The 23,520-nt window shown below is 68.3% G+C and carries 16 protein-coding genes and 1 pseudogene; 10 read left to right on the forward strand and 7 right to left on the reverse strand.

Annotation, left to right across the window (positions count from 1 at the left end; translation table 11 throughout):
- Positions 1 to 26: 26 nt before the first annotated feature.
- The 3 genes from NBG84_RS15635 to NBG84_RS41115 form a co-directional block, all read right to left on the reverse strand.
- Positions 27 to 1,820, reverse strand: coding sequence for an LVIVD repeat-containing protein (locus NBG84_RS15635; RefSeq protein WP_250920040.1), 1,794 nt, complete (start codon positions 1,818 to 1,820; stop codon positions 27 to 29).
- An 83-nt stretch (positions 1,821 to 1,903) separates the two neighbouring features.
- A complete protein-coding gene (gene kynU / locus NBG84_RS15640; protein ID WP_250920041.1) occupies positions 1,904 to 3,139 on the reverse strand; it encodes a kynureninase in 1,236 nt (411 codons plus the stop codon).
- On the reverse strand, positions 3,133 to 3,438 hold the full coding sequence (locus NBG84_RS41115; RefSeq protein ID WP_308312068.1) for a hypothetical protein: 306 nt from the start codon (positions 3,436 to 3,438) through the stop codon (positions 3,133 to 3,135). Before NBG84_RS41115 ends, kynU begins: the two co-directional genes overlap by 7 nt.
- A gap of 191 nt (positions 3,439 to 3,629) precedes the next feature.
- Here NBG84_RS41115 and NBG84_RS15650 point away from each other — a divergent pair, with 191 nt between their 5' ends.
- The gene (locus tag NBG84_RS15650; RefSeq protein ID WP_250920042.1) at positions 3,630 to 4,595 is read left to right on the forward strand and encodes a LysR substrate-binding domain-containing protein; all 966 of its coding nucleotides are present in this window, start codon (positions 3,630 to 3,632) and stop codon (positions 4,593 to 4,595) included.
- Positions 4,596 to 5,017: 422 nt separating this feature from the next.
- Here the strand turns inward: NBG84_RS15650 and NBG84_RS15655 are convergent, their stop codons facing one another.
- A complete protein-coding gene (locus NBG84_RS15655) occupies positions 5,018 to 5,233 on the reverse strand; it encodes a hypothetical protein (RefSeq protein WP_229869182.1) in 216 nt (71 codons plus the stop codon).
- A 1,975-nt stretch (positions 5,234 to 7,208) separates the two neighbouring features.
- Here NBG84_RS15655 and rfbA point away from each other — a divergent pair.
- Genes rfbA through rfbD form a run of 4 tightly spaced genes read left to right on the forward strand, consistent with a single transcriptional unit; the run spans position 7,209 to position 10,687 of the window.
- On the forward strand, positions 7,209 to 8,138 hold the full coding sequence (gene rfbA, locus NBG84_RS15660; RefSeq protein WP_250920043.1) for a glucose-1-phosphate thymidylyltransferase RfbA: 930 nt from the start codon (positions 7,209 to 7,211) through the stop codon (positions 8,136 to 8,138).
- A gap of 34 nt (positions 8,139 to 8,172) precedes the next feature.
- Positions 8,173 to 8,796, forward strand: a complete 624-nt coding sequence (locus NBG84_RS15665) for a dTDP-4-dehydrorhamnose 3,5-epimerase family protein (RefSeq protein ID WP_250920044.1) — start codon at positions 8,173 to 8,175, stop codon at positions 8,794 to 8,796.
- Complete coding sequence (gene rfbB, locus NBG84_RS15670) at positions 8,781 to 9,755, forward strand: dTDP-glucose 4,6-dehydratase (RefSeq protein ID WP_250920045.1); 975 nt, start codon at positions 8,781 to 8,783, stop codon at positions 9,753 to 9,755. The genes NBG84_RS15665 and rfbB overlap by 16 nt, the downstream gene beginning before the upstream one ends.
- A complete protein-coding gene (gene rfbD, locus NBG84_RS15675) occupies positions 9,752 to 10,687 on the forward strand; it encodes a dTDP-4-dehydrorhamnose reductase (protein ID WP_250920046.1) in 936 nt (311 codons plus the stop codon). Before rfbB ends, rfbD begins: the two co-directional genes overlap by 4 nt.
- 27 nt (positions 10,688 to 10,714) lie before the next feature.
- Here the strand turns inward: rfbD and NBG84_RS15680 are convergent, their stop codons facing one another.
- Positions 10,715 to 11,989 carry a glycosyltransferase gene (locus NBG84_RS15680; protein WP_250920047.1) on the reverse strand — a complete coding sequence of 425 codons (1,275 nt, stop codon included), beginning with the start codon at positions 11,987 to 11,989 and terminating at the stop codon, positions 10,715 to 10,717.
- A gap of 6 nt (positions 11,990 to 11,995) precedes the next feature.
- On the reverse strand, positions 11,996 to 12,637 hold the full coding sequence (locus NBG84_RS15685) for a tetratricopeptide repeat protein (RefSeq protein WP_250920048.1): 642 nt from the start codon (positions 12,635 to 12,637) through the stop codon (positions 11,996 to 11,998).
- A 1,122-nt stretch (positions 12,638 to 13,759) separates the two neighbouring features.
- Here NBG84_RS15685 and NBG84_RS15690 point away from each other — a divergent pair.
- From NBG84_RS15690 to NBG84_RS15710, 5 genes and pseudogenes are all read left to right on the forward strand, one after another.
- The gene (locus NBG84_RS15690; protein ID WP_250920049.1) at positions 13,760 to 17,770 is read left to right on the forward strand and encodes a helix-turn-helix domain-containing protein; all 4,011 of its coding nucleotides are present in this window, start codon (positions 13,760 to 13,762) and stop codon (positions 17,768 to 17,770) included.
- Between the two features lie 196 nt (positions 17,771 to 17,966).
- Positions 17,967 to 18,419 carry a GNAT family N-acetyltransferase gene (locus NBG84_RS15695; protein WP_250920050.1) on the forward strand — a complete coding sequence of 151 codons (453 nt, stop codon included), beginning with the start codon at positions 17,967 to 17,969 and terminating at the stop codon, positions 18,417 to 18,419.
- A 128-nt stretch (positions 18,420 to 18,547) separates the two neighbouring features.
- Positions 18,548 to 18,706, forward strand: a pseudogene (locus tag NBG84_RS15700) (transposase domain-containing protein); the annotation flags it as partial.
- A gap of 239 nt (positions 18,707 to 18,945) precedes the next feature.
- Positions 18,946 to 19,680, forward strand: a complete 735-nt coding sequence (locus NBG84_RS15705; protein ID WP_250920051.1) for an IS4 family transposase — start codon at positions 18,946 to 18,948, stop codon at positions 19,678 to 19,680.
- 245 nt (positions 19,681 to 19,925) lie between these two features.
- Positions 19,926 to 20,804 carry a hypothetical protein gene (locus NBG84_RS15710; protein WP_250920052.1) on the forward strand — a complete coding sequence of 293 codons (879 nt, stop codon included), beginning with the start codon at positions 19,926 to 19,928 and terminating at the stop codon, positions 20,802 to 20,804.
- A gap of 1,706 nt (positions 20,805 to 22,510) precedes the next feature.
- Here NBG84_RS15710 and NBG84_RS15720 read toward each other — a convergent pair.
- Complete coding sequence (locus NBG84_RS15720) at positions 22,511 to 23,473, reverse strand: IS30 family transposase (protein ID WP_250920053.1); 963 nt, start codon at positions 23,471 to 23,473, stop codon at positions 22,511 to 22,513.
- Positions 23,474 to 23,520: the final 47 nt, after the last annotated feature.

Below are 23,520 nucleotides of genomic sequence, written 5' to 3' on the forward strand. Positions count from 1 at the left end.
GATGGGAGTGGGAGAGGTCCGGCGGCTCAGAACTCGCTGTTGCGGAACGGCTTCGCCGGTGCGTCCAGGTCGGGCTTGCCCAGGACCTTCGGCGAGGACAGTGCGTAGATGCCGTGGTTGGTCAGCGTCCAGGCGATGTTGCGATCCCACTCCACGTAGACACCGTGGGTCTGGTTGCCGTACGCGTACTCGGCGGTCTCGGCGCCGTACGCCTTCGGGACAAAGTAGGCGGAGATCTCCGGCGACGCGGGTTTGGAGACGTCGAAGAACTGAACTCCCGCGTTGTAGAAGCCGTAGCTCAGGACACCGGGGGTGTGCTGGCCCGGGTTGGTGTAGTAGCCGGTGCGCTTGGGGCCGAAGCTGCCGCGGCGCTGGCAGAAGTCGGTGATGCCGGCGGCCTTGGGCGGGGTCGGGCGGGGGAGGACGCCGACGACGCGGGGCTTCTTCGGGTCCCGGGCGTCGATCTGGTAGACGTCCTTGTACGGCTCGTAGCAGTCCTCGGTGAGCGGGTAGCCGGAGTAGTAGATCATTCCGGTCTTCTCGTACTGGGAGACATCGATGTTGTCGCCCTCGGTGCCCGCGACCGAGGCCGGCAGGTCCAGATGGCTCACGGTCCTCATGTTCGACGGGTTGGAGACGTCCAGCACCGTCAGGCCGTAGCCGCCCATGGCCGCGAAGGCGTAACGCCCGCCCTTCTCCACGGGCTTGGGCAGGAAGAGCGGCATCCGGGCGCCCATCCAGCTGGTTCGGTTCCCGCAGCGCGGGTTGCTCCGGTACGCGGCGTCCTCGCCGGTCCGCTGGCCCGGCAGGTGCCAGGTGTCGAGGAGCTTGGGGCGGGCCGGGTCGGACATGTCCCAGGACTGGTATCCGGCCGAGTGCAGATTGGTCGGATACTCGGTTCCGGAGTAGGTGTCGTTCGGCGCGGTGGCGATGAACATGTACTTCTCGCCGGTCCAGTACGGCACGTCGATCGAGCCGGAGCCCTGCTGTGCTTTGGCCGGGTCGCTGTTCAGGGGGTTGGCCTGGGTGGAGTCGGTGGAGACCGTCGTCAGCAGCTTCCAGTCCTTCTTGCGCGGGCCGTCCAGGCGGTACACCTTGAAGCCCTTGAGCCCCGGCTTGGCACGCACCTTCCGCACGCCCTCGGGGTTGTTGTACTTGTCCCCGGGGGGCTGGTCGGAGAGTTCCGAGATCTGGCGCTTGCTCTCGAAGCTCTGGACCATGACGTACGCGTTCAGCTTCTTGTTCCACTGGATGGTGGAGGCGCCCCAGTAGTCGTGCGCCGCCCAGTCGCCGTTCGCCCGGGTCTCGTCGCCGCCCACGTCCCCGCGGCTCAGCTTCTCGACCACCTTCACCTTCTTGACGTTGGTGATGTCGTAGACGCGGCCCTCGGAGCGGCCGTACTGGAAGAGGTAGCGGCGGCCGTCGAAGTCGACGATGTTCTGCCAGCTGTGGAAGTAGTCAGGGGTGAAGCCGGCGCCTTCGTAGGCGGCCTCGACCTTCATGTTCTTGATGTACGAGCGGGTGTCGTACTTCTCGTTGAGGCCCGGGAAGGGGTGGTTGGACCCCTCGTCGACCGGAGTGAGCGCGGGGTGCCGGAAGCTGCCGTCCAACTGCATGCCGTACGAGCCGGGGTCGGCCTGCGCGGGACGGCGGTCGGCGCACACGTCAAGGAGATTCGGGTCGGTGGCGGCGGTGGCCGCGGCAGGGGCGGCCGTGGCCGCGCCGGTGTTCGCGCCGGACACACCGGGAGCGAGGAGGGTGGCCGTGGTGGCGGCCGCGACCACCGCGGCAAGGGCGGCGTTTCTGCGGAGGGGACGCATCTGACGGTCCTTTTCGGAGAAGGAAGGCAGGGGACGTGCGCGGTGTGGACCTGGGCCCTGTGGCGGGCGAGGGTGGGGCCGGATCAGGTGACGGTGGGGCGCTGCTGGAACTCGGGGGCCCGGTGCTCATCGCTGGTCACGACGGTGTGTAGCTCCCGCACGGCGTGCAGGACGTCGGCGTGCGTGACGTACAGGGCGTTGAATCCGAAGCGGAGCAGGTCAGGGGCGCGCATATCGCCGATCACACCGCGGGCGGTGAGCGCGGCGATGAGCGGGTACGCCTCCGCGTGGCGCAGGGAGACCTGGCTGCCACGGTGGGCCGGGTCGCGCGGGGTGGCCATGGTGAAGCCGAGCCCGTCGAGGAGCGTGTCGGCGCACTCCTGGAAGAACCCGGTCAAGGACAGGCTCTTGTCACGTACGGCCGTCATCTCCACCCCGTCGAAGGCCGTCAGCGCGGCCTCCAGGGCGATCAGCGACAGCAGTGGCGGGGTGCTGATCCGGGCCCGGCTGATGCCGGCCCCCGGGGTGTAGGTGCCGGACATCGCGAAGGGCTCCGCGTGCCCGTGCCAGCCGGTGAGGGGCTGGTCGAAGTCCGGCTGGTGCCGGCGGGCGACGTAGGCGAACGCCGGTGCCCCCGGGCCTCCGGACAGGTACTTGTAGCCGCAGCCGACCGCGAAGTCCGCCTCCACGGCGTCGAGCTCGACGGCCAGGGTGCCCGCCGCATGGCACAGGTCCCAGTGCATCAGGGCCCCGGCGGTGTGCGCGGCGGCGGTGAGCGCGGCCATGTCGTACAGCTCGCCGGTGCGGTAGTCGACCGGGGCGTAGGCGGCGACGGCGACGTTCCCGGCCTCGGCGGCCAGCACCGCTGCGGCCTCCCGCGCCGGTACCCGGCGGACGTCGAGTCCGAGGAGGCGGCCCACCGAGTCGGCGATGTACTGGTCGGTGGGGAAGTGGTCGGGATCGGTCAGCAGCAGTCGGCGCCCGGGGCGCATCCGGGCGGCGGCGAGCAGTGTGTTGAACAACTGGACGCTGGTGGATTCCCCGACCACCACCTGACCGGGGGCGGCGCCGATCAGCCGCCCGACGGCGTCGCCCGTCCGGGTCGGCGCCTCCCACCAGCCGTTGCCGTTCCAGGAACGGATCAGGTCGGTTCCCCACTGGCGGTGCACGGCGTCCTCGACGGCCGCGGGAACGGCGGAGGGTAGGGCACCCAGGGAGTTGCCGTCGAGGTACACGACCCCCTCGGGGAGGAGGAAACGTGAGCGAATGCGGGCAAGCGGGTCGGCGGCGTCCAGCGCGGCGGCGCGTTGGGTCAGCATGGGGTGTCTCCGTCGTCAGGTGAGGGGGTGGGTCCGGCGTCGCCGTCCCGGGCTGGATCGAGCGCAATGGCCGTGAGCAGGTCTTCCCGCCCGCCGACCAACCGCCGCCGTTCCGCCTCGACCAGCAGGTCGCGGGTGTCGAGACTGTGGCACACTGCCCCACCGGCCGCGCGCACCGCCCGGTCGACCACCTTCCGGGGCGCTTCCGGTACCTCGCCGACGACGCGCCCGTTGACCGGGTGGACGAACGGGAACGGCACGCCGGACGCGTCGAACCCGCGTCCTACGTAATGCCGCACGGGTGGACTCACCTTGCAGACCTCCGTTGCTGGGCCGGGGATGTCCGAAACTCGCCCCCGGGCGTGCCGGTATAGTGCGCCACCCAGCTATGCCGATCCAATGCCGATTAGCGTGAGAGATATAGCGATCCGGGTATATCGCTCTCCCGCGCGGGCCCGGGCCGCCCGACTACCGGAAAGAGCCCACTGCGTTGGACCTCCTGGACGGCCGGCTCAAGTTCCGGCACCTGACCCTGCTCATCGCGGTGTACAAGCACGGGAGCGTCGTACGGGCGGCGGAATCGCTGCACCTCACCCAGCCCGCGGCGACCCGGACCCTCCACGAACTGGAGGCCATAGCCGACCTGCCGCTCTTCGTCCGCGTACCGCGTGGCATGCGGCCCACCGTCTACGGCGAAGCGCTGGCGGAACACGCCCGCGCGGTGGTCGCCGAGGTACGCCGGGCCGGGGACCACCTCACCGGACTGCGGCAGGGACAGGACGGCACCGTGACCGTGGGAACGCTGCTGGCCGGCGCGAACGTGCTGCTCCCCCGGGCGGTCGCCGGGCTCAAACGGGAACGGCCCCGGCTGACGGTGGTGGTACGGGAGGGAACCCCGGACGTCCTGCACCCGGCACTGCTGGCGGGCGAGTTGGACGTCATCGTCGGCCGGATGGGGTCGGCCCCCTCGGAAGGGGACGGGCAGCGCCAGCGGATGCTGTACCGGGAGCCCATCCGGCTCGCCGTCCGCTCCGGCCACCCGCTCCTCGACAACACGGGCGTCACCCTGACGGACGCTCTCGGGTTCCCCTGGATCCTGCCGGTCGAGCAGACCGCACTGCGCCAGGAACTCGGTGCCCTCTTCGTGGACCGGGGCCTCACGCTGCCCGCGGACCGCGTCGAGTGCACGTCCATCCTCACCATGCGGGCGCTGCTCCTCCAGACGGACATGGTGGCGCTCCTGCCCGAACTGGTGCTGCGCGAAGACGAGCACCTCGCCGCGCTGCCGGTCGAGCTTCCCTCGGTGGGACGCACGGTGGGCACCACCGAGGCGGCCCACCGCACACGCACCCCCGCCCTACAGGCGCTGCTACACCACCTCGACCAGGAGGCGGTGCTGCTGCGCGAGACGCTCGGCGGGACACCGGCGGTCCATGAGGCACGTACGGGAAGGTAGGCGCGTACGGGAGGGCCTTCGGACGGCACCCGGTGTGCCGGTTGGCTTTCCGTCGCACACCTGCCCGGGCCCGCCACCCCGGGTCTCGCACACCGGCCGCGGACGCGGCGTCACAGCCGACGGCGTCGACGGCATCGCGCCGCTCACCACCGGCCCCGGCCCGGCGGGAGCCCCGCGCGTCGGTGTGCCGGTGGGTCGGTGCGTCGGTGGGTCGGTGCGTCGGCGGCGCGGGTGTACGCCTGGGGCGTCGGCAGCCGCTTGTACGGTTCACAACAGCTTGTAGGTTCACAACACCGCACCAGCCACGACGGCTGGTGTGGTGGAGCCGCCGAGGGCGGCTCCACCACACTGGTCGGCACGTCCGTACCCGTCCGCTCACCGACGGCGAGCCGGTGCCTCAGACCGACGCGTACCGTTCCGGACTACTGGTCCACACAGACCACATAGGACTGGAACCCGCCGCCGAGCAAGGTGACGGAGGCCTGGGTCTGCCATCCGGTAGCCGGCCCGGCCTGAGTGCCGGCAGCCTTGGGAATCGGCGCGTTCTCGATGACGTTGATCGCGCTGAGGAGCCCGAAGGTGTCATAGCCGCCGCCGGTGGCCACATCACCGGCCAGGCAGTTGGCCGTTGACGTCACGCCCACACCGATGAGCACCGGGGTGGCCTGGGGCCCCCTGATGACATAGGTGCTCAGCGTCGCCGGACCCTGCGGTCCCTGTACGCCTTGGGTGCCCTGGGCTCCCTGCGTGCCGTTCGTGCCGTTAGTCCCATTGGCACCCTGAGTGCCCTGGGGTCCCTGCGTACCGTTCGCGCCCTGCGTACCCTGAGGTCCGGCAGCACCCTGCGCACCGTTAGTACCGTCGGCGCCCTGAGCTCCCTGTGCACCGTTCGTACCGTTCGTGCCATTGGCGCCCTGGGTACCCTGAGGCCCCTGAGTGCCGTTCGCACCGTCGGCGCCCTGAGCACCCTGAGCGCCATTTGTGCCGTTAGTACCGTTGGCGCCCTGGGTACCCTGAGGCCCCTGAGTGCCGTTCGCACCGTCGGCGCCCTGAGCTCCCTGAGCACCGTTCGTACCGTTCGTGCCATTGGCGCCATTCGCACCCTGAGTGCCGTTCGCGCCCTGGGTACCCTGAGGTCCGGCAGCACCCTGTGCGCCATTTGCACCGTCGGCGCCCTGAGCTCCCTGAGCACCGTTCGTACCGTTCGTGCCATTGGCGCCATTCGCACCCTGGGCTCCGGTGGCACCCTGAGCACCATTCGTACCGTTGGCACCGTTGGCGCCGTTGGCGCCCTGCGGTCCAGTAGCTCCCTGAGCGCCATTCGCGCCGTTGGCGCCCTGAGCACCCTGAGCACCCTGAGCACCGTTCGTACCGTTGGCACCCTGAGCACCTTGAGCACCGTTCGTACCGTTCGTGCCATTGGCACCGTTGGCGCCCTGGGCTCCAGTGGCACCCTGAGCGCCCTGCGATCCGGTGGCACCCTTTGCGCCGGTGGCACCCTGGGGGCCCTGCGGGCCAGTGGCGCCTTGTGGGCCCTGCGGGCCACGCGGTCCTCGCGGACCCTTACCGTTACCCCCGGGGTCGAGGCTCTGTCCACTCACCGTCATGGCACCGTTCGGCCCTGGCAGGCCCAGGCTGTGCTGATTGCCCGAGCGCTCGACGGCATCGGCGACGGCCATCGCGCTCGGCGCGACGTTGAGCACCGCGGCCAAGGTACCCGCCGAAACCATGGTGATGGCTCTCACCCGGTTGCGGCCGATGGTTTTACGGTTCACCAGAATTCCTTTCGCGAAGAAATGGTGGAGACGGGTCCTAGCTACCAGGCGAGAGGTAGGCAGAGGGCCCACAGCTACCGTGGAGGGCAACTGCTGACCTACGACGCATTTGTGCGACGTTCGTAGGGAATGATGAACCAGGTCATTTTCAGCAGGCATCAGGCCAGGCGCGTACACGGCTCACGGCAGACGGAAAACATCACCCGAATAGAGACACCAAGCTCCGAAGCGGCGGTATCCGTAATGGATCGAGCGGCTACCCAACCCGTTGCGTGTCGGAATATGGAGGCCGTCATGGTTCCTCTACGGTGACCCTCATGGTGCGTCCTGAAAGCTGGCCTAATCCTGCGAGTGGAAATCCCATCCGGGTAGAAACCGCGGTACCCGGCAGTAGGTCCCGGTTCGTGGTGGAGACGCGGCGGGCTGAATAAGCGTTCCGAGTTAACGGGCTGAACATGACGGCGAGAACCTCGTTCTCCAGGGGTACGGAGTACTGCCCGTGCGCATGGTTTGGGTGGGAAACGAAGAAGCCCGTCTACCCAGGCCAGACGTCAGGCATGAGACCCGACGTATAAGCCGATGGTTAAATCGTCAAGGGACAGCGGGAGCCCGAGCAGGGCGCAATACCGCTGATCGGCGCGCGACGGGACGCGCTGGGAGAGAAGGGCCTGAGAAAGGACGCGGCCGGTACTCTCTGCGTGGAAAAATCCGCTATCCGAAGGCAGTGCAACCCATGTCAGGAAGGTCACCGGTAAGCCGTATGCGGGAAAAGCACACATGGCGAGCGAAAGGGGGACGGGGAAGCAGGCCTGCACAGGCACCGCGCCCCTGACTACCCATGCGTGGAATTCTGCTGGCCGGCGGTACCGGGTCGCGGCTCTGGCCGTTGACCCGTTCCGTTTCCAAACAGCTTCTACCGGTTTTCGACAAGCCGATGGTCTATTACCCGCTCTCCACTCTGGTACTGGCGAGGGTGAGTGAGGTTCTTGTCATCACGACCCCGGAACACCAGGAACAGTTCCGCTCGCTGCTCGGCGACGGCAGTCAACTCGGTCTGCGCATCGACTATGCGACGCAGGAGCGTCCGGAAGGAATCGCCCAGGCGTTTCTGCTGGGTTCCGATTTCATCGGGGACGAGTCCGTCGTGCTGATCCTCGGTGACAACATCTTCCATGGCTCGGGGCTGAGCGCCCGGCTGGCACAGGACGACCGCACGCGCGGCGGCCATGTCTTCGCGTACCAGGTCGCGAACCCCTCGGCCTATGGCGTGGTCGAGTTCGACGACCACGGCAGAGCGCTGTCGATCGAGGAGAAGCCCGCCCGCCCGAGGTCCCGGTACGCCGTGCCCGGACTGTACTTCTACGACAACCGCGTCGTGGAGATCGCCCGTGGGCTGCGGCCCAGCGCACGTGGCGAGTTGGAGATCACCGATCTCAACCGTGCCTATCTGGAGGCCGGCGAACTCCGTGTCACCCGGCTCGACCGGGGCACCGCCTGGCTGGACACGGGCACCTTCGCTTCCATGGTCCAGGCGTCGGAGTTCGTCCGGGTCGTCGAAGAGCGCCAAGGTCTCAAGATCGGCTGTGTGGAGGAAGCGGCCTGGCGGGTCGGCTTGATCGATGACGACCAACTCCGCACCCTGGCCCGTCCGCTCCTCACGAGTGGATACGGGCGGTACCTGCTGGACCTGTTGGACCATGACGGCCAGTGCGCCGTCGTATCGCCGCGGGACGGCGGATCGCAGGGGCAGTCAGTGGCGACCGTCTGACGGAAAGTCGGCGGAGACGGAAGGAACGCTACAGGTGAGACCGCTGGGTATCGAAGGCGCCTGGGTGGACAGACCACGGGTGTTCACGGATCGGAGGGGACGCTTCCATGAGTGGTTCAAGGCCGATCGGTTCCGTGAGCTGACCGGTCACCAGCTGCCCCTGGAGCAGGCGAACTGCTCCAGGTCCGGGCGCGGCACCCTGAGGGGCATCCACTACGCCGCGGTCCCGCCGGGGCAGGCCAAGTATGTGACGTGCGTCAGCGGGGCGGTGCTCGACGTCGTGGTGGACATCCGCACCGGCTCCCCGACCTTCGGCACCTGGGAGGCGGTACGCCTCGATGACCGGGAGCATCGGGCGGTGTATCTCTCGGAGGGCCTCGGCCACGCCTTCATGGCGCTGGAGGAAGGCTCCATCGTGGTCTACCTCTGTTCCGAAGGGTACGCGCCGCACAGGGAGTTCGGGATTCACCCGCTCGATCCGGAGTTGGCGATCGACTGGCCCGACGGTCTCACCCCCGACCTCTCCGACAAGGACGCCGCGGCACCCACACTGGCGGAGGCCGAGCTGCGGGGCCTGTTGCCCACCTACCAGCAGTGCGTCGCCCATCGGCAGCAGCTGCGGTCCACACACCAGGGGGAAACATGCGTCTCCTCGTGACCGGCGGAGCCGGGTTCATCGGTTCGGAATTCGTCCGCGGCTGGCTGCGATCCGATCCGGCGGCACATGTCACCGTCCTCGACGCACTCACCTATTCCGGGGTCGAGGAGAACCTCGCGTCCGTCGCGCACCATCCCGGGTACCGGTTCGTTCGCGGCGACGTATGCGATCCCGATGTGGTCGACCAGGTGATGGCGGGACAGGACGCGGTCGTGCACTTCGCGGCCGAGTCGCATGTGGACCGGTCGATCGAGGGCGCCGGGCCCTTCGTCCGCACCAATGTCGTCGGCACCCAGGTCCTGTTGGACGCGGCGCTGCGCCACCGTGCGGGCCGGTTCGTGCAGGTGTCGACGGACGAGGTGTACGGCTCGATCAGCGAGGGCTCATGGACCGAGGAGTGGCCGCTCGCGCCCAGTTCCCCGTACTCCGCGACCAAGAGCGCGGCCGACCTCCTCGTCCTCGCCTACCACCGCACCCACGGTCTGGACGTCGTGGTCACCCGGTGCACCAACAACTACGGGCCCCACCAGTTCCCCGAGAAGGTGATCCCGCTGTTCATCACCCGCCTGATCGACGGGAGAACCGTCCCCCTCTACGGCGACGGTCGCCATATCCGCGACTGGCTGCATGTATCCGACCACTGCCGCGGCATCGAACTCGCCCTACACGGCGGTAAACCCGGCGAGGTCTACCACATCGGCGGCGGGACCGAGGTCAGCAACCACGAGCTCACCGGACTGCTCCTCGACGCCGTCGGCGCCGACTGGGACCGGGTCACCCGGGTGGCCGACCGCAAGGGCCACGACCTGCGCTACTCGCTGGACGACAGCAAGATCCGCGAACAGCTCGGCTACGCGCCCGAGGTCCCGTTCACGGAGGGCCTCGCGGCCACGGTCGACTGGTACCGGGGCAACCGCTCCTGGTGGGAGCCGCTCAAGGCCGGGTCGGAGCGAGCATGACGGAAGCGACCGCGAGCACGGCGTGGCTGGTGACCGGCGCGGGCGGGATGCTCGGCCGGGACGTACTGGCGGAACTCGTCGCCGCCCCGGGCACCGCGGTGACCGGGCGGACCCGCGGCGAGCTGGACCTCACCGACCCGGAGGCCGTGCGCGCGGCGGTCGCCGCACACCGCGTGGTCGTCAACTGCGCCGCCTGGACGGATGTGGACGGCGCCGAGGCGGACGAGGCCGCGGCGACCGCCGTCAACGGCACCGGCGTACGGCATCTCGCAGACGCCTGCGCCGAGACGGGGGCGGTCCTGCTCCACATCTCCACCGACTACGTCCTCCCCGGCGACGCCGACCGGCCGTACGCCGAGGACGCGCCGACCGGGCCGCTCAACGCGTACGGTCGGGGCAAACTACTGGGCGAGCGGATGGTGGCCGAACTGCTCCCGCGCAGCGGCTACACCGTGCGCACCGCCTGGCTGTACGGCACCCGCGGACACAACTTCGTGGCGACGATGCTCGAACTCGCCCGCCGAAGGGCGACCGTGGAGGTGGTCGCGGACCAGTACGGCCAGCCCACCTGGTCGGCGGTGCTCGCCCGGCAAGTGGCCGCGCTGGGCCGTGCCGCGCTGGCCGGACGGGCCCCGGCGGGCGTCTACCACGGCACGGCGGCCGGGAGCACGACCTGGTACGGGCTGGCCCGGGAGGTGTACCGACTGAGCGGGCTCGACCCCGATCGCGTCCGGCCCGTCGACTCCAAGGCGTTCCCCAGACCTGCTGTCCGACCGGCGTACGGGGTGCTGGGACATGGCGGATGGGCGCGGACCGGGGTCTGCTGTCAGCCGAGCTGGCGGGACCAACTGGCGACGGCTCTGGAGACTCCCCGGTTCGCGGAACCGGCCGCCGCCGCTCGTGCCGCGGCCCTCGCCCTGGTGGCAGGGTGAGGGCGCGGTACGAGCCGGCGTGCTGCCTCAGACCAGCAGCGGTCCGCCGCAGCGTGTCGCGCCCTCCTTCATGGCGATGAGGTTCGCCACCACGTAGGAGATGTTGTTCGAGGAGTGCCACTCCGTCGGGAAGTACGTCACCAGACGGGAACTCTGGAAGCGTGCCTCGATCTCGGGGACGAACGCCCGGTACTGGTCATCCGTGTAGTACCAGAAGGAGTTCTCGTTGTAGAACGCGACATGGGTGGGGTCCTGGTAGGCCCCGCGCCCGTCCGAGCTGGGCGTCGTGGTCAGCAGCATCCCGCCGGGTGCCAGCAGCCGGTACAGCTCGTTGATCAGCGGCACCTTCGCGGGTACGTGCTCCAGGAAGTCCACCGCGCGGATCAGGCCGACCGAGTTGTCCGGCAGGTCCAGCCGATCGGGCAGCGTCGCCACGATGTCCACGCCCTCGCCCGGGTGCTGGTCCACACCCAGATAGCCCGGGGGCTTCCGGTGGGCCGCGCCGAGGTCCAGCGCGAGCAGCCCACGGCGCCGGCTCCAGGCCAGGGCGTTGGCCTCGACGTACTTGTCGTAGAGGGCGACGGTCTCCCGCTGGATGTGAGCGTTGACCTCCGCGTCACGCTGGGTGTTTTCCGCGTGCATGCGTTGGAGGTAGAGACAGCGCTCGATGTGGTGGAAGTCGCCCACCTGGAACAGTCGGCACATCAGGTCCTGGTCGTCCAGGACCGAGCGGGTGGCGTCGTAGCCGCCGACCTTTGTGTAGGCGTCCCTGCGGAACGCGCGCACATGGTTGGGCGCGTACCAGATGTACGAGACGTTGTGCGGCGTCGGCGCCATGGTCTTGGCGGCCAGCAACTGCTGGCCGTCGACGACCACCTCCTCGTACTGCCAGCCGTGCGCCTCGTTGAACCGGGAGTCGTCCCGCCCGCCGTCCTCGGTGATCTGGGCGGTGTTGCTGTGCACGAAGACGGCGTCCGGGTTGTCGTCGAACGCCTTCTCCAACTCGGCCAGACAGTCGCGGGCCAGCAGGTCGTCATGGTCGAGTTCCACCAGGATCTCGCCCCGGGCGAGTTCGCAGGCCCTGCGCTTGGTCGCGCCGACGCCCCGGATCTCGTCGGCGATCTCCACCCGGACCCGCTCGTCGGGTCGCTCGGGCCGCCACCGGGCGCCGTTGTTGAGGAGGACGATCCACTCCCAGTCCCGGCAGGACTGCGCCTGGAGCGTCGCCAGGCACTCGTCCAGGAATCGCGGCCGGTGACTGGGCGTGAAGATGGAGAACTTGGGTGTCGCGGTCGACGTCATCTGCGGCTACCTGTCTGGGGTCTCGGAGTTCACGGCGGCTTCGGTGTCCTCGTTGGGTGCTGGGCTGCGGTCGACCGATTCCTGGAAGGATTCGGGCACTTGGGAGCGCAGGGAGGCGTTGAGCTCGACGGCGTGGCGGTAGGCCTCCCGCGCCTGCTTGTCCTGGCCCTTGCCGGCCAGCGTCTCGCCGATGTGGAAGTAGGCGGTGGACGCCTTCGGGTCGACGATGACGGCCCGTCGCAGCAGCCTGAGTGCCTCATCGGGGTCACTCGTCTTCAGCAGCAGCGCCTTGTTGAAGAGCGCCGAGGTGTACGACGAGTCGGTCTTCAGTGCGGCGTCGTAGGCCTTGCGGGCGTCCGCCCGGCGACCCTCGTTCTGGGCGAGGACGCCGAGGTTGTACCAGGCGAACTTGTTCTTCGGGTCCAGGGTCAGGACGCGTTCGAAGGTGGCCTTCGCGTTGGGGATGTCCTGGTAGCGGACCAGCAAGAGGCCGGACTCCAGCAGGGCGTCGGTCTTGAGCCGGTCGTTGTTGACGTTGTCGAAGGCGGTGTCGTTCGATGCCGGGTCCGAGGGCGTCACGACGGCCCAGACGACCGCGCCGGCAGCGAGCGCGAGCGCCGCTCCGACTCCTGTCCAAATTCTTCTCATTTGTCATCATTCAGGTCGATACCGGATACGGCGGTCAAGGTAACGACGCGCCCGCCGTGCCGCCATCTCCCAGGGGCCCGGCTTCCCGTAGACCACTCGAACGTACGCAGAGCCCGCCGAGCCCCCCACCTAAAGGGAGTCCGGTTCGCGTATTTCGCAGCCGATCATCCTATTTACCTCTCGCCAGCTGGAGGGGGTTCCAGCCGTTTCGCGTCCAGAGCGGACAAGGCCCACTCGTCGCGAAAGATCCACGGCCAGCCGCGGCGCCACGAGACCGAAGCGACCAGCCCCGCGACCAGCCCCGGGCGCCGGACCGGATCGCCCATCACCCATGCCGCACAGGCCAGACACACAGCACCCACCTCAACCCCGCCCGCGCACCCCTCAGGGACGCCGTCCAGCCCGCCCCCGGGAGGCGCCACCAGACCGCCTGACCCCCAACCGGTCCCCAAGAACGACGGAAAGGCGGTACCGGATTTCTCCGATACCGCCTACGACCTGCGAAAACGCTGGTCGGGACGACAGGATTTGAACCTGAGACCCCTTGACCCCCAGGAGTGAGGGTCAAGGAAATTTTCTAGACATAGCAGACTTTATTGGGGTGGGATTTGTGCAGGCGGGGGCCTGCCGTGGGCCACCGCGCATACCGTGTGGACCCCAACTGGTCCCCAAGCATGGCGGGCAACAATCGGTCAGATATAGAAGCGAGCGAGGGCCGCCGTCCCCGCTGCGGCAAGGGTGAGCACGACAGAACCCTGCCGGAGGCGGTGAGGGTACGGAGGCTGGCCGAAGCCGCGTGATCACCCTCGCGGGAACTTCCTCGACAGGTAAGTGGATGTCCGCGAACACGAGCCAGGCGCGGCTGCACTACCAGGACGCTCAAGCCTGTTCCGCAGTATCTGATGCCAGCTAGCGTCATAGCCGTCGAAGAATTTCCGGGCGAGAATACTGTGGCCTTGCGCCCCGTCTGACAGCAGACCGCGAAGGGAGCCTGCCCTAGCCTCAATTCAAACCAATGCATTCGCTCGATCGATTCAACGCGCATTGAGGACAAAACAACACTGAAGCAGACCGAGAACCGAAGGCCATAAATCTTACGCAGGGGGTGCGTAGGATTCGCTCATGGGTGAGATCGCGGCAGCCGAGATCAGAGCGGTACGTGAAGCGCTGGGGTGGGACCAGGCGGAGCTGGCGCGCCGGGTCGGTGTCAGGCACCAGACAATCAGCCGTTGGGAGCGTGGCGACACCTCACCCAAAGGAAAGCGCTTGGACCGTGTGCGCGCCGCTCTGGGGCTAGACGGTGCGGCGCCGCCGCCTCGGCGTCCCCTCCTGGACGAGTTGCCCTTCAACCGCCTCAACGATGAGCAATTTGAGGCGTTCTCCGAGGCCTTAGCCTCGCTCTTGTATCCCGATGCAGTGGTCCTTCGATACGGCATCAAGGGGAACAAGCAGCACGGGATCGACATCCGCGTCGTCACGGCCGAGGGCGAACGGATCGGGATTCAGTGCAAGAAGTACGAGAAGTTTGGGCTCCCTTCCTTCACGAACGCGGTGGCGGAACTCGATCGCGCCAACGCCCGTGTCGACCGCTGTGTCCTTTACCTGTCCACACGAGCTAGTACACCGGTGGCGGACGCCTGCGACAACCTGGGCGACTGGCTGCTCTGGGACTCAAGGGTCCTCTCCCGCGAGGTAGGCAATCTCCCGACCGAGCAGGCGCTCACTCTGGTCGACCGCTTCTTCCCGGGCATGCGGGAGGAGTTTCTGGGAGTTCGGACGCCCAGCGTCTGGCAGACCGTGGAAGAGGCGTACTCGGTCTCTGTGCCCAGTCCTATCCACTCGCACGAGTTCGAGCTCGTCGGCCGTGCCACGACACTCGACGCGATGCGGGCGTTCGCCGCCGGGGACAAGGGGGCCCGGATCGCCGTACTGACCGGTGCCGCCGGCGAGGGCAAAAGCCGACTGTTGTGCGAACTCGCTCGCGAGCGTGATCTCTCTTCCAAGGCAATCACCCGGGTGCTGCTGCCTGGGCCCTTCTCTCCGGAGGAGTTCGAGCGCCTGCCGGCGGAAAACGGACTGCTCGTGATCATCGAGGACGCGCACGAGCGCTCGGACGATCTCGCCATGGTGGTGAGCGGCGTGCTCCGAGCACACTCCGGCGCTCGCGTACTGCTCTCGGCCCGGCCGTACGGCAGGCACCTCGTCCAGCAGACCCTCCGGGCCGCCAAGACCGACGAAAACGTCATCCCCTGGTGGAACTTGGCCGCTCTCCGACCTGAGGAAGCATACGCGCTGGCGGGCGAGGTTCTCGGCGAAGGCAAGGAATACGCCGCTCGCGTCGTCGCCCATGTGGCCGCGGACTCTCCGTTGCTTCTGGTGAACGTGGCAGCCGCCATCCGGCGAGGGAGCGTCTCTGTGAACGACATCCAGGACCACACCGATGTGCACCGCCAACTTCTGGAGCTGCTTGTCGAGTCGGCCTTGTCTCAGCCGGGTCGCTCAACCGACGACCGAGCCCTGCTTCACGCGGTGGCGGCCCTGCAGCCTGTGGTCACCAGCGTTGATCACTTCCAAGAGGCCCTCTCCGGCCTTCTGGGCGTCGAGTTCAACCTGATCCGCCCTCGGCTCGATGCCCTGCAACACTCCGGGATCGTGGTGCGCCGCGGCGCCTCCATGCGAATTTCCCCCGATCTGCTCGGGGACGCCCTCCTAGCCGAAGCGTCCATCGACCCGCACGACGGCTCCTCCACCGGATACCTTCGTGATGTCCGGAACCACGCGAGCGGAGACGCGCTGGCAAACGCGCTCATCAACGCCGGCCGCGTCGATTGGCAAAGGAGCGGCCCCGGCTCCCGGCGCGGAGATGTCCTCGACCCCCTCTGGTCCGTACTAGAGAGCGAGTTCAAGCAAGCCGGTGCTTGGACCCGCACGACTCTTATGCGTCTCCTGGTGAAGATCGCCCCCTTCCAGCCGCAGCGGGCCCTCCACTTGACCCGGTGGGCCCTCGCCAACCCTACGGAGCAGGACGATCGGCCGAGCGAGATCAACTGGGTTCCAGGACAGTTCAGCCATGCGGATGTCCTCGGTGAGGTACCTCGGGTCCTGGCAGCCGTAGCGGTCGATTTGGACCAGGTGCGCGGCGTGTACGACCTCCTGTGGTCCCTGGGCCGCGACGACGAACGGCCGCTGGACCGCCACCCGAACGCGCCACTGCGCATTCTCATCGACCTTGCCTCATACACCCCAGGCAAGCCCCTTGCGTACCAGGAGATCCTGCTCGACGCGCTTTCGGAGTGGCTGGAGGAGACCCCGCCGAAGGTCGCCAACCGCATGCCGCTCGCACTGCTCGATCCACTGTTCGCCGATGTCGCCGAAGGCCAGACGATGGAGGCCTGGACCCTCACTCTCAGCCGACATCCGGTGCGTGCGGACGTGGTGGCACCCGTCAGAGAGCGCGCGACCCGAATCCTGCTCGACCAATACGCGTCGGAAGACGATGCACGAGCAGCCCTTGCCGCTGCAACTTTTCAAGAGATTCTTCGATATGAGAACGAAGAACCTCCGTCGCACACCGTCGGGTTCCTCCGTGAACTCGCAACCCAAGTCACCGTAACTCGGCCGGGGCCCTTGGTGGCCCTGGCGACGCGACGCTCGCTGAGTTGGACAGTCAGCTACGGCGCGCCCCCCGTGCGCGAGGCAGCACAGAAGGTCGTTCACTCCTTGCCGAACACTCTTGAGCACCGACTGGCCCTTCTGCTCCACACCGGAATCTACGACACGGACCTCGCACCCCGGTCCGGGAACGCCGACAGCCTCGAAGAGGCACCGAAGCACTGGGAAGCACTGCACCACCAGACGGCGGACGAGCTAAAGCTCAACTCCGCAGACGAAACAGCCAGGCTTCTCGTCTCACTGGTCACAGACGGCCACAGGTTGCTCACGCGCCACTCCGAAGGCGTCCACGCCATGTTGGACGTGATACTGAGGAAGGCCCCGGACACGATTCCTCCACTTCTCGACCTTTTGGGTTCGTCGGCGGAGGGAACAGTCGGCGTCATGCTCCCCACCGCCCTGCGCGCCGCATTCGAAGCCGACCTGGCCGACTCGATGGACATCTGCCGCCGCCTCGCCGCTGACGGCAACCCCGCAGAGGTCCTGGCCGTGACCCAAGCTCTCCAGGCGACCATCATGAAGCCAGAGGTCCAGGAGGGGGGCGCGCTGGAACTCGCCCAGGCTCTCGCGAACCACCCCGACCCGGCGGTACGCGCTGGTGTCCTTGGCGTGGCCGTACCCATGCTGCGGACGTCCAAGGACATGGCCCTTGAGCTGATCGCCTCCGTACCGTTCGGCGAGACGGGTGCCGTGCCGCATCGCCTCTGGTGGGCCTTCACGTTGGAGGGCCTCCTGTCATGGCGAGACCTCACAAACGCCCACCGCGCCTTCTTCCTGCACCAGTTGACCACTCTCCCGACGCTCAACGACTACTCCGTGCAGCAATTCGTCTCCCACATAGCTGAAGCCGACGCCCCCGCCGCCGTCGGGCTCCTGCGTGCACGGGTGGAGCACGGGGAAGAGGAACCCGGGTTTGATTCCCTGCCATTCAAGTGGACCGTCCGACTTCCCTTCGCTGACAGCCCTGACCGACTGAAGCTACTGCGATCGGTGCGTGACTGGCTGGCCGAGCCCCGTGAGAAACCCTGGCGTCGCGAAATGCAGGCTCCAGAGCTGTTCTGGACCGTGGCGGGCAATGCGGACGAGCCGGTCCTCCGCCTCCTCCTCGAGCCCTACCTCAGAGGCGAAAGCGACCTCGCACACGCTGTCGCACCGCTGCTGGAGAAAGTACCGAAGGACATAGTGTGGGAACGGGTGGACTTCGTAACTATCCTTCTCAAGTCGGCCTCCCGCCTCTCCGAAGAACTAATGCGCCGCAGTGGAGGACGTCTCCACTCAGCGATCTCCACCGGATTCCGGTGGGGAAGCCCCGGCCAGCCTTACCCGGAGGACGTCGACATCAGCAAGCGTGCCCAGCTCGTCCGAAAAGGGCTTCCCCGCGGCTCTGTCGTCGACCAGTTCTACCAAGCTCTGCAGGACACCGCCGAGCGGAACATGGAGCGCGCCATCGCCGAAGGGTGAGAACTCGCCCATGCACCCCACGGTCGGGTTTCCCTGCTGGTTCTTGTGTCAGCCGTGACGTGAGGAGGGCTGGATCGTGCGGTGGAAAATGTCAGTTGTGGAATCAATTGCCGGTCAGTCCGTACTGCTTCGTCGTGGCACGGGTGGCTAACGCGCCCGCCTACCGTGCCGCTCTGGCGACCGAGGAGCTGGCCTGGTGGTGGAAGAACGGCGGCCGGACGTCGAGGTCGATCTGGCGAAGCCGGATCACACCACGCTCACGATCGAGGCCAGCGGCGTGGTGGTCGGCATGATCCGGTGGTGGGAAGAGACGACGCCCATCACGCACCAGTGCGGTATCGACATGTTCCTCCACCCCGACCATCACCACCTGGGGCTACGGAACAGACTCACTACGAACCCTGATCCGCTGGCTTCTGGGGCTCGGAGGGCCCCACCGGGTGACCATCGCCCCGCGACCGGCAACCTCCCCGCCATCGCCGCTTACGAGAAGATCAGATTCCAGCGAATCGGCGTCGCCCACGAATTCTGGAAGGACCGGGACGAAGTCTGGCGCGACAGCCTCCCCCGCCATCTTTTTCGCGGTCCTGCAATGGGGCCGCTGGCCTCCGGGCCCGGTATGACTGTGTCCCCTCTGTCGAAGGCATGACAATGCCGTTGCTTTTGCCGGTGTCGGTCGGTTGAAGCGGTGTGCTGATATCTCGATTGGAACGACTGGGGTTGGGGGTCCTGACCCGGTCGTGCCCGCCGGAGTTAGTGGACCAGGTGGTGGTGGAGGTGGGGCGTTCGGAGAAGCGTCGGCGTCTGTTGTCGGCCCGGTTCACGGTGTACTTCGTGCTGGCGATGTGCTTGTTCCCGCAGGCCGACTACCTGGAGGTCCTGCGACTGGTGAAGACCGGTGACAAGGGGCTGCGGTCCTGGTCCGGGGTGAACAAGTCGTCGCTGACCAGGGCCCGGCAGCGGCTCGGCTGGCCGGTGATGCGGGAGTTGTTCCGCTCCGTGGCCCGGCCGCTCGGCGCGGACGGTGAGCTGTTTCGGGGGCTTCGGGTGCTGGCCCTGGACGGGATGCTGCTGGCCGTGCCCGACTCCGCAGGCAACAACGACGCTTTCGGCAAGTCCGGCTCTCATCGCAGTCCGATGGGATATCCGCAGGCCAGAGTGGTCGCAGTGGCCGAGTGTTCCTCCCCGTCCTGGACGCCGCGATCGGCGGGTTCAAGGACTCCGAGCGCATCGTCTCCGACGCGCTGGACGCCCATGTCGGGCCTGGCACGCTGTTGCTGGCCGACCGGGGATTATGGGGCCTTGCTCGATGGCACCGGCTCCGGGACCAGGGCGCGCATCTGCTGTGGCGGATCGAGCGGCGCAAGGCCCGCAGGGTCCAGGACGTCCTGCCCGACGGCAGCTACCTCGCCCGCATCGAGGCGAACAAGCACAGCAAGGCGGCCGGGACCGTCAAGGCGCCGCCGGCGCTGGTCCGAGTGATCGAATACCGCGTCGACGGGCAGGCCGACATCGTCCGGCTTATCACCAGCTTGACCGATCACGAGATGTTCCCCGCCGAGGAACTCGCCGTTCTCTACGCCCGGCGCTGGGAGATTGAACTCGTCTTCGACGAGATCAAGACCCATCAACGGGGCCGACCGGTCCTCAGGTCGCAGACACCGGACGGCGTGCGGCAGGAGATCTACGCGCACTTGCTCGTGCATCACGCCACTCGAGACCTACTGAACGAGGCCGCCCGCTTGCACCACAGCATCGCCGAGCGGACCTCGTTCACCAGGGCCCTGCACGTCGTCCGCCGCTCGGTGATCTCACCGAGCGGCATTTCCCCCCTCGGACCGCAACCAGGACCGGCGCTTGGGACTCTCCGAGATCGGGCACAGTCTGCTGCCCCGCCGAAGATCCCGTGACTGCCCCCGCAGGATCCGTTCCTGCATTACTGGCTACCCCAGCAAAGCCCCAGGTCAGGCCGCCAGCGTCCGTCGTCCACCGGTCACCGTTGTCTTGAACAACCGGTGGCAGGACCACTAAAAGCAACGACATTGTCATGCCTTCGACAGGGGGACACAGTCATGCCGGGCCCGGAGGCCAGCGGCCCCGTTGCAGGACCGCGAAAAAGATAACGGGGAAGAACACGATCACCATCGGCGGGACCGTGTCCGGGACCGTGCAGGCCCGCGGCAGCGATGACACCGTCACCGTCAACGCCACCCCCGGCACACCCGGGAGTGGAGGACGGCCTGTCGACGGCAATCCCGGCATCGCACCAAGCGGACGCCTGGACGTCACCGCCGCGATCGCCCGCGTGACGGTCAACGGCTCCGCCGCGCTGCCGAGGCCGGGTGGAGGAAACCCGGTGGGCGGCGAGGGCAATGAAGGGATCATCACGGGCGGCACCGGCCCGGTGGACATCAACGTCAACGGGGGTATCCGGCCCGGCACGGGCTACCTGGACGGGGGGTCCGGGAACGCGGGGACCATCACCGGCGGCGGCTCGGGCACCGTGACCGTCACCGCGGGCGAATCCGGCGCGGGTGGTGTTCCCGGCAACCTGGACACCGGCATCATCGACGGCGGTACCGGAACCACGGCCATCGTCGTCGAGGGCGGCGACAACGCAGCCAATCTCCCCAGCTCCGGCATTCTCGAAGGTGTCGGCAACGACGGCCGGATCACCGCCGGCACCGGCGGCGGGCCGGTCACGGTCACCGGCGGAAACGCCACCGGCATCCTGGGACGCGGCGCGGCCGGGAACGCCGGCACCATCCACGGCGGCCCCGGCAACGACACCATCACCGTCACCGGCGGCACGACCGCCCGGCTGCGGACCGGCGGGGACGGCCACACCGGCACCATCCACGCCGGCCCCGGCAACGACACCATCACCCTGACCGGCGGGCTCCCCCAGACCGTCCTGCTGTTCGACAACACCGGCAACTCCGGCACCGTCAACGGCGACGAAGGCACCAACACCTGCTCCATCACCCCACCCACCGACTCCTCGGGCACCGTCACCCACTGCACCCTCACCTGACACCCCGGGATCCAGCCCCCGCAGCGGAAGGTGAGCCACCCCGGACGGGACCGGGCGCGCGTTCCCGTGCGAGGAGGCCATGGACGGCCGCGGACACGCGTACGGTGTCGTCGCCGACGTCGGCCAGGCCCCCGGCCGAGGCGCCCCCCGCCGGGGGGCGCTCACGGGGCCGCATGAAGGGGCGAGGTGGTCTGAACCCCACGAGCGAGAGCACTCCCGGGCTCGCCGCCCGTTCACCCGTGCGAGGTCACCGGGACCCGCCCGCGCCCACGCCGGGGAAACAGACACAGCGTCTCCACCCGGGACGGGTCCGGCCATGTCCGGCCCAGGTGCCGGGTCACCACCCGGGAGCGCAGTGCCCGCGGCGCGAGCGAGGATCATCCGCTCCCCGCCCCGCACTGCCGCGCAGTCCGGTGTGCCCCACACCTGTCGCAGGCAGTCCGGCGACGGCGGCGCCGGGCACTGCGCGCCATCGGCACACAGCCCCTACCCGGCGTGGGGCGTGGACCGGACCCTGGTGGCGGGGCGATGGCCGCCCGGTGCCCCCCGGCGGACGGGCCGGCCTTGTGGCACGGGCTGCCCGACGATGATGAGGAGGTAGGCGGTCCAGCGCGGTCGTGTTCGGGGGGCAGGCAGCCGCAGGGGCCTGGTGGTGGAGGAGGCCGTGGGCTGTCGGTGCGCCTACTTCGGCCCCAGTCGCCTCCCGGAGGCGCCGGGGGGACTCCCGGGGCGAGGACCGTTCGCCGTTCGCCGCGACCCTGCCCGGCGCTCCGGGCGGACCCGGGCGTTCATCCCCGGTCCCGCACCGGCCGCCGGGGGGCGCGGGAGCCGCCGGTTTCCGCTCCGGCGCCGTTGGCCTCCTTCGCCGCCCTGTCCTCCTCCCCGCACGGGTGAGGAGCCCGGGATCGCCGTCGAAGGCGGCGTACGCGACGCCGACCGTGGTTCGGCCCCCGGCCCCCGCCGTCTCGGCCCCCTCCGCCGTTGCCTGCGTTTCCCGTGAGCCCCGGCCCGGCCGTGTCACCGCGGGTGCTTGTCCCACCCGGCCCGCCGCCGAGGGACAGCGGCAGCAGGAGCATGGTGTCGATCAGGGCGTCGGGCCGGTAGGTGTCCCGGGGGCGCACGCCCCGCTGCCCCCAGGGCACTCCCCCTCCTGCCACCGGTGCCGGCGACCGCTCCCGTGTCGTGCGTGCGGCAACCGGTGAACAGGGGGTGTGAGTGTGGTGATCCGGCTCCGGCGTGGTCCGGCTGTTCGCTGCACCCCCCTGGCGGGCGGGGGGTGCACTCGGGTGTGTGTCGCCCCGTGCGCACCGGTCCCGGTGCGGGTGTTCCAGACAGGGGGCGGGGAGGGCGCCTTGCCCGTCCAGGGGCTCCCCCGGACTGTGGGCGGACGGGGACCGTGGGGGGCCGCACTGCGGGTCCGGTCACCGGAACGGAGCGATCCCCGCAGGGAGGAACGGGACGCGCGGTGGGCCAGGGCCTGGTCGCCGGCGGCTGATTTCTGCCGTCACCACGAGAGGGGAAGCCGCCCCGGCCGGCCCCGCCGCCGGCCCGACGCCCTGCTCGGCGACAAGGGCTACGACTCCAGCCCCAACCGAGACGCACTGCGGCAACAGCGGATCCTGCCCGTCATCTCACGCAAGGGATCACCGAATCAAGGGCATCGGCAAGCTCCGCTACGTAGTCGAGCAAACCTTCGCCCCTTAGATTCAACCGGTCAAGGCAACGCTCTCGGCTGGTGTGCGGAATCCCAGGCACTTGCGTGGACGGTTGTTGAGCTTCGTCGCGGTAGCGTCAAGATCGTCCTGGCTGAACGTCGAGAGGTTCGTTCCCTTGGGCAGGTACTGTCGGAGCAGCTTGTTGGTGTTCTCGTTGGTGCCGCGTTGCCAGGGGCTGCGCGGGGCCGCGAAGAACACGTGGACACCGGTTTCGGCGGTGAGTCGCTTGTGAGCCGCCAGTTCCATGCCGCGGTCCCAGGTGAGCGCGCCGTGTAGCCGGGGGTCCATGCGCGTGTAGGTTTCGGCGAGGGCGGGAACGACGACGGTGGTGTGACGGCTGGCGAGTTTCACGACGGTGAGGAAACGCGACTTCCGGTCGACCAGTGTGGCGACCTGGCTGTTGTTCGAGCCGATCACCAGATCGCCTTCGAAGTGTCCGGATTCGCTGCGGTCCTCGGCCGTTTGGGGGCGTTCCTCGATCGGTCGGGCATCGGTGATCTGCGAACGCCACTGGCCTTTCACTGTGTGGCGCTTGTTCTTCCGGATCGGGCGGCCGGTTCGAAGGCGCTTGCACAGCTCGCGGGGTATCGCCTTCCAGCGGGTGGTGTAGATCGACCGGTAGATCGTTTCGTGAGTGATCTGCATCTGCGGGTCGTCCCCGTGATGCAGACGCAGGTGTCCGACGATCTGTTCGGGCGACCACTCCTCCTTCAGGAGGGTCAACACCGTCTGTCGCAGAGCAGGTTTGCCCGCGAGGAGGCACTGCTTCGGGCGCCGGGCGCGATCAAGCGCCCGTTCCTGTGCGGCAGTCGCCCGGTAGACTTCGCGTCCGCCGTTCTTGTTGACTTCACGGCTGATCGTCGACACCGACCTCCCCAGGAGGCCGGCAATGGTCCGGTAGGACTCGCCGGCGCAAAGCCCGCGAGAGATCTCCTCCCGCTCGCCGGCGGTCAAGCTTCCAGCACGCGCCCTGCGGGGCTCGGGAGCGATTCCTCCATGGT

It is taken from the genome of Streptomyces albipurpureus, from assembly GCF_023701525.1.
Classification (GTDB): Bacteria; Actinomycetota; Actinomycetes; order Streptomycetales; family Streptomycetaceae; genus Streptomyces; species Streptomyces albipurpureus.

What these genes read in the sequence shown, in the direction of transcription:
- NBG84_RS15685 (WP_250920048.1), bottom strand. Translation starts at nt 12,637, where the DNA reads ATGAGAAGAATTTGGACAGGAGTCGGAGCGGCGCTCGCGCTCGCTGCC.
- rfbB (WP_250920045.1), top strand. Translation starts at nt 8,781, where the DNA reads ATGCGTCTCCTCGTGACCGGCGGAGCCGGGTTCATCGGTTCGGAATTC.
- rfbD (WP_250920046.1), top strand. Translation starts at nt 9,752, where the DNA reads ATGACGGAAGCGACCGCGAGCACGGCGTGGCTGGTGACCGGCGCGGGC.
- NBG84_RS15690 (WP_250920049.1), top strand. Translation starts at nt 13,760, where the DNA reads ATGGGTGAGATCGCGGCAGCCGAGATCAGAGCGGTACGTGAAGCGCTG.
- rfbA (WP_250920043.1), top strand. Translation starts at nt 7,209, where the DNA reads ATGCGTGGAATTCTGCTGGCCGGCGGTACCGGGTCGCGGCTCTGGCCG.
- NBG84_RS15680 (WP_250920047.1), bottom strand. Translation starts at nt 11,989, where the DNA reads ATGACGTCGACCGCGACACCCAAGTTCTCCATCTTCACGCCCAGTCAC.
- kynU (WP_250920041.1), bottom strand. Translation starts at nt 3,139, where the DNA reads ATGCTGACCCAACGCGCCGCCGCGCTGGACGCCGCCGACCCGCTTGCC.
- NBG84_RS15635 (WP_250920040.1), bottom strand. Translation starts at nt 1,820, where the DNA reads ATGCGTCCCCTCCGCAGAAACGCCGCCCTTGCCGCGGTGGTCGCGGCC.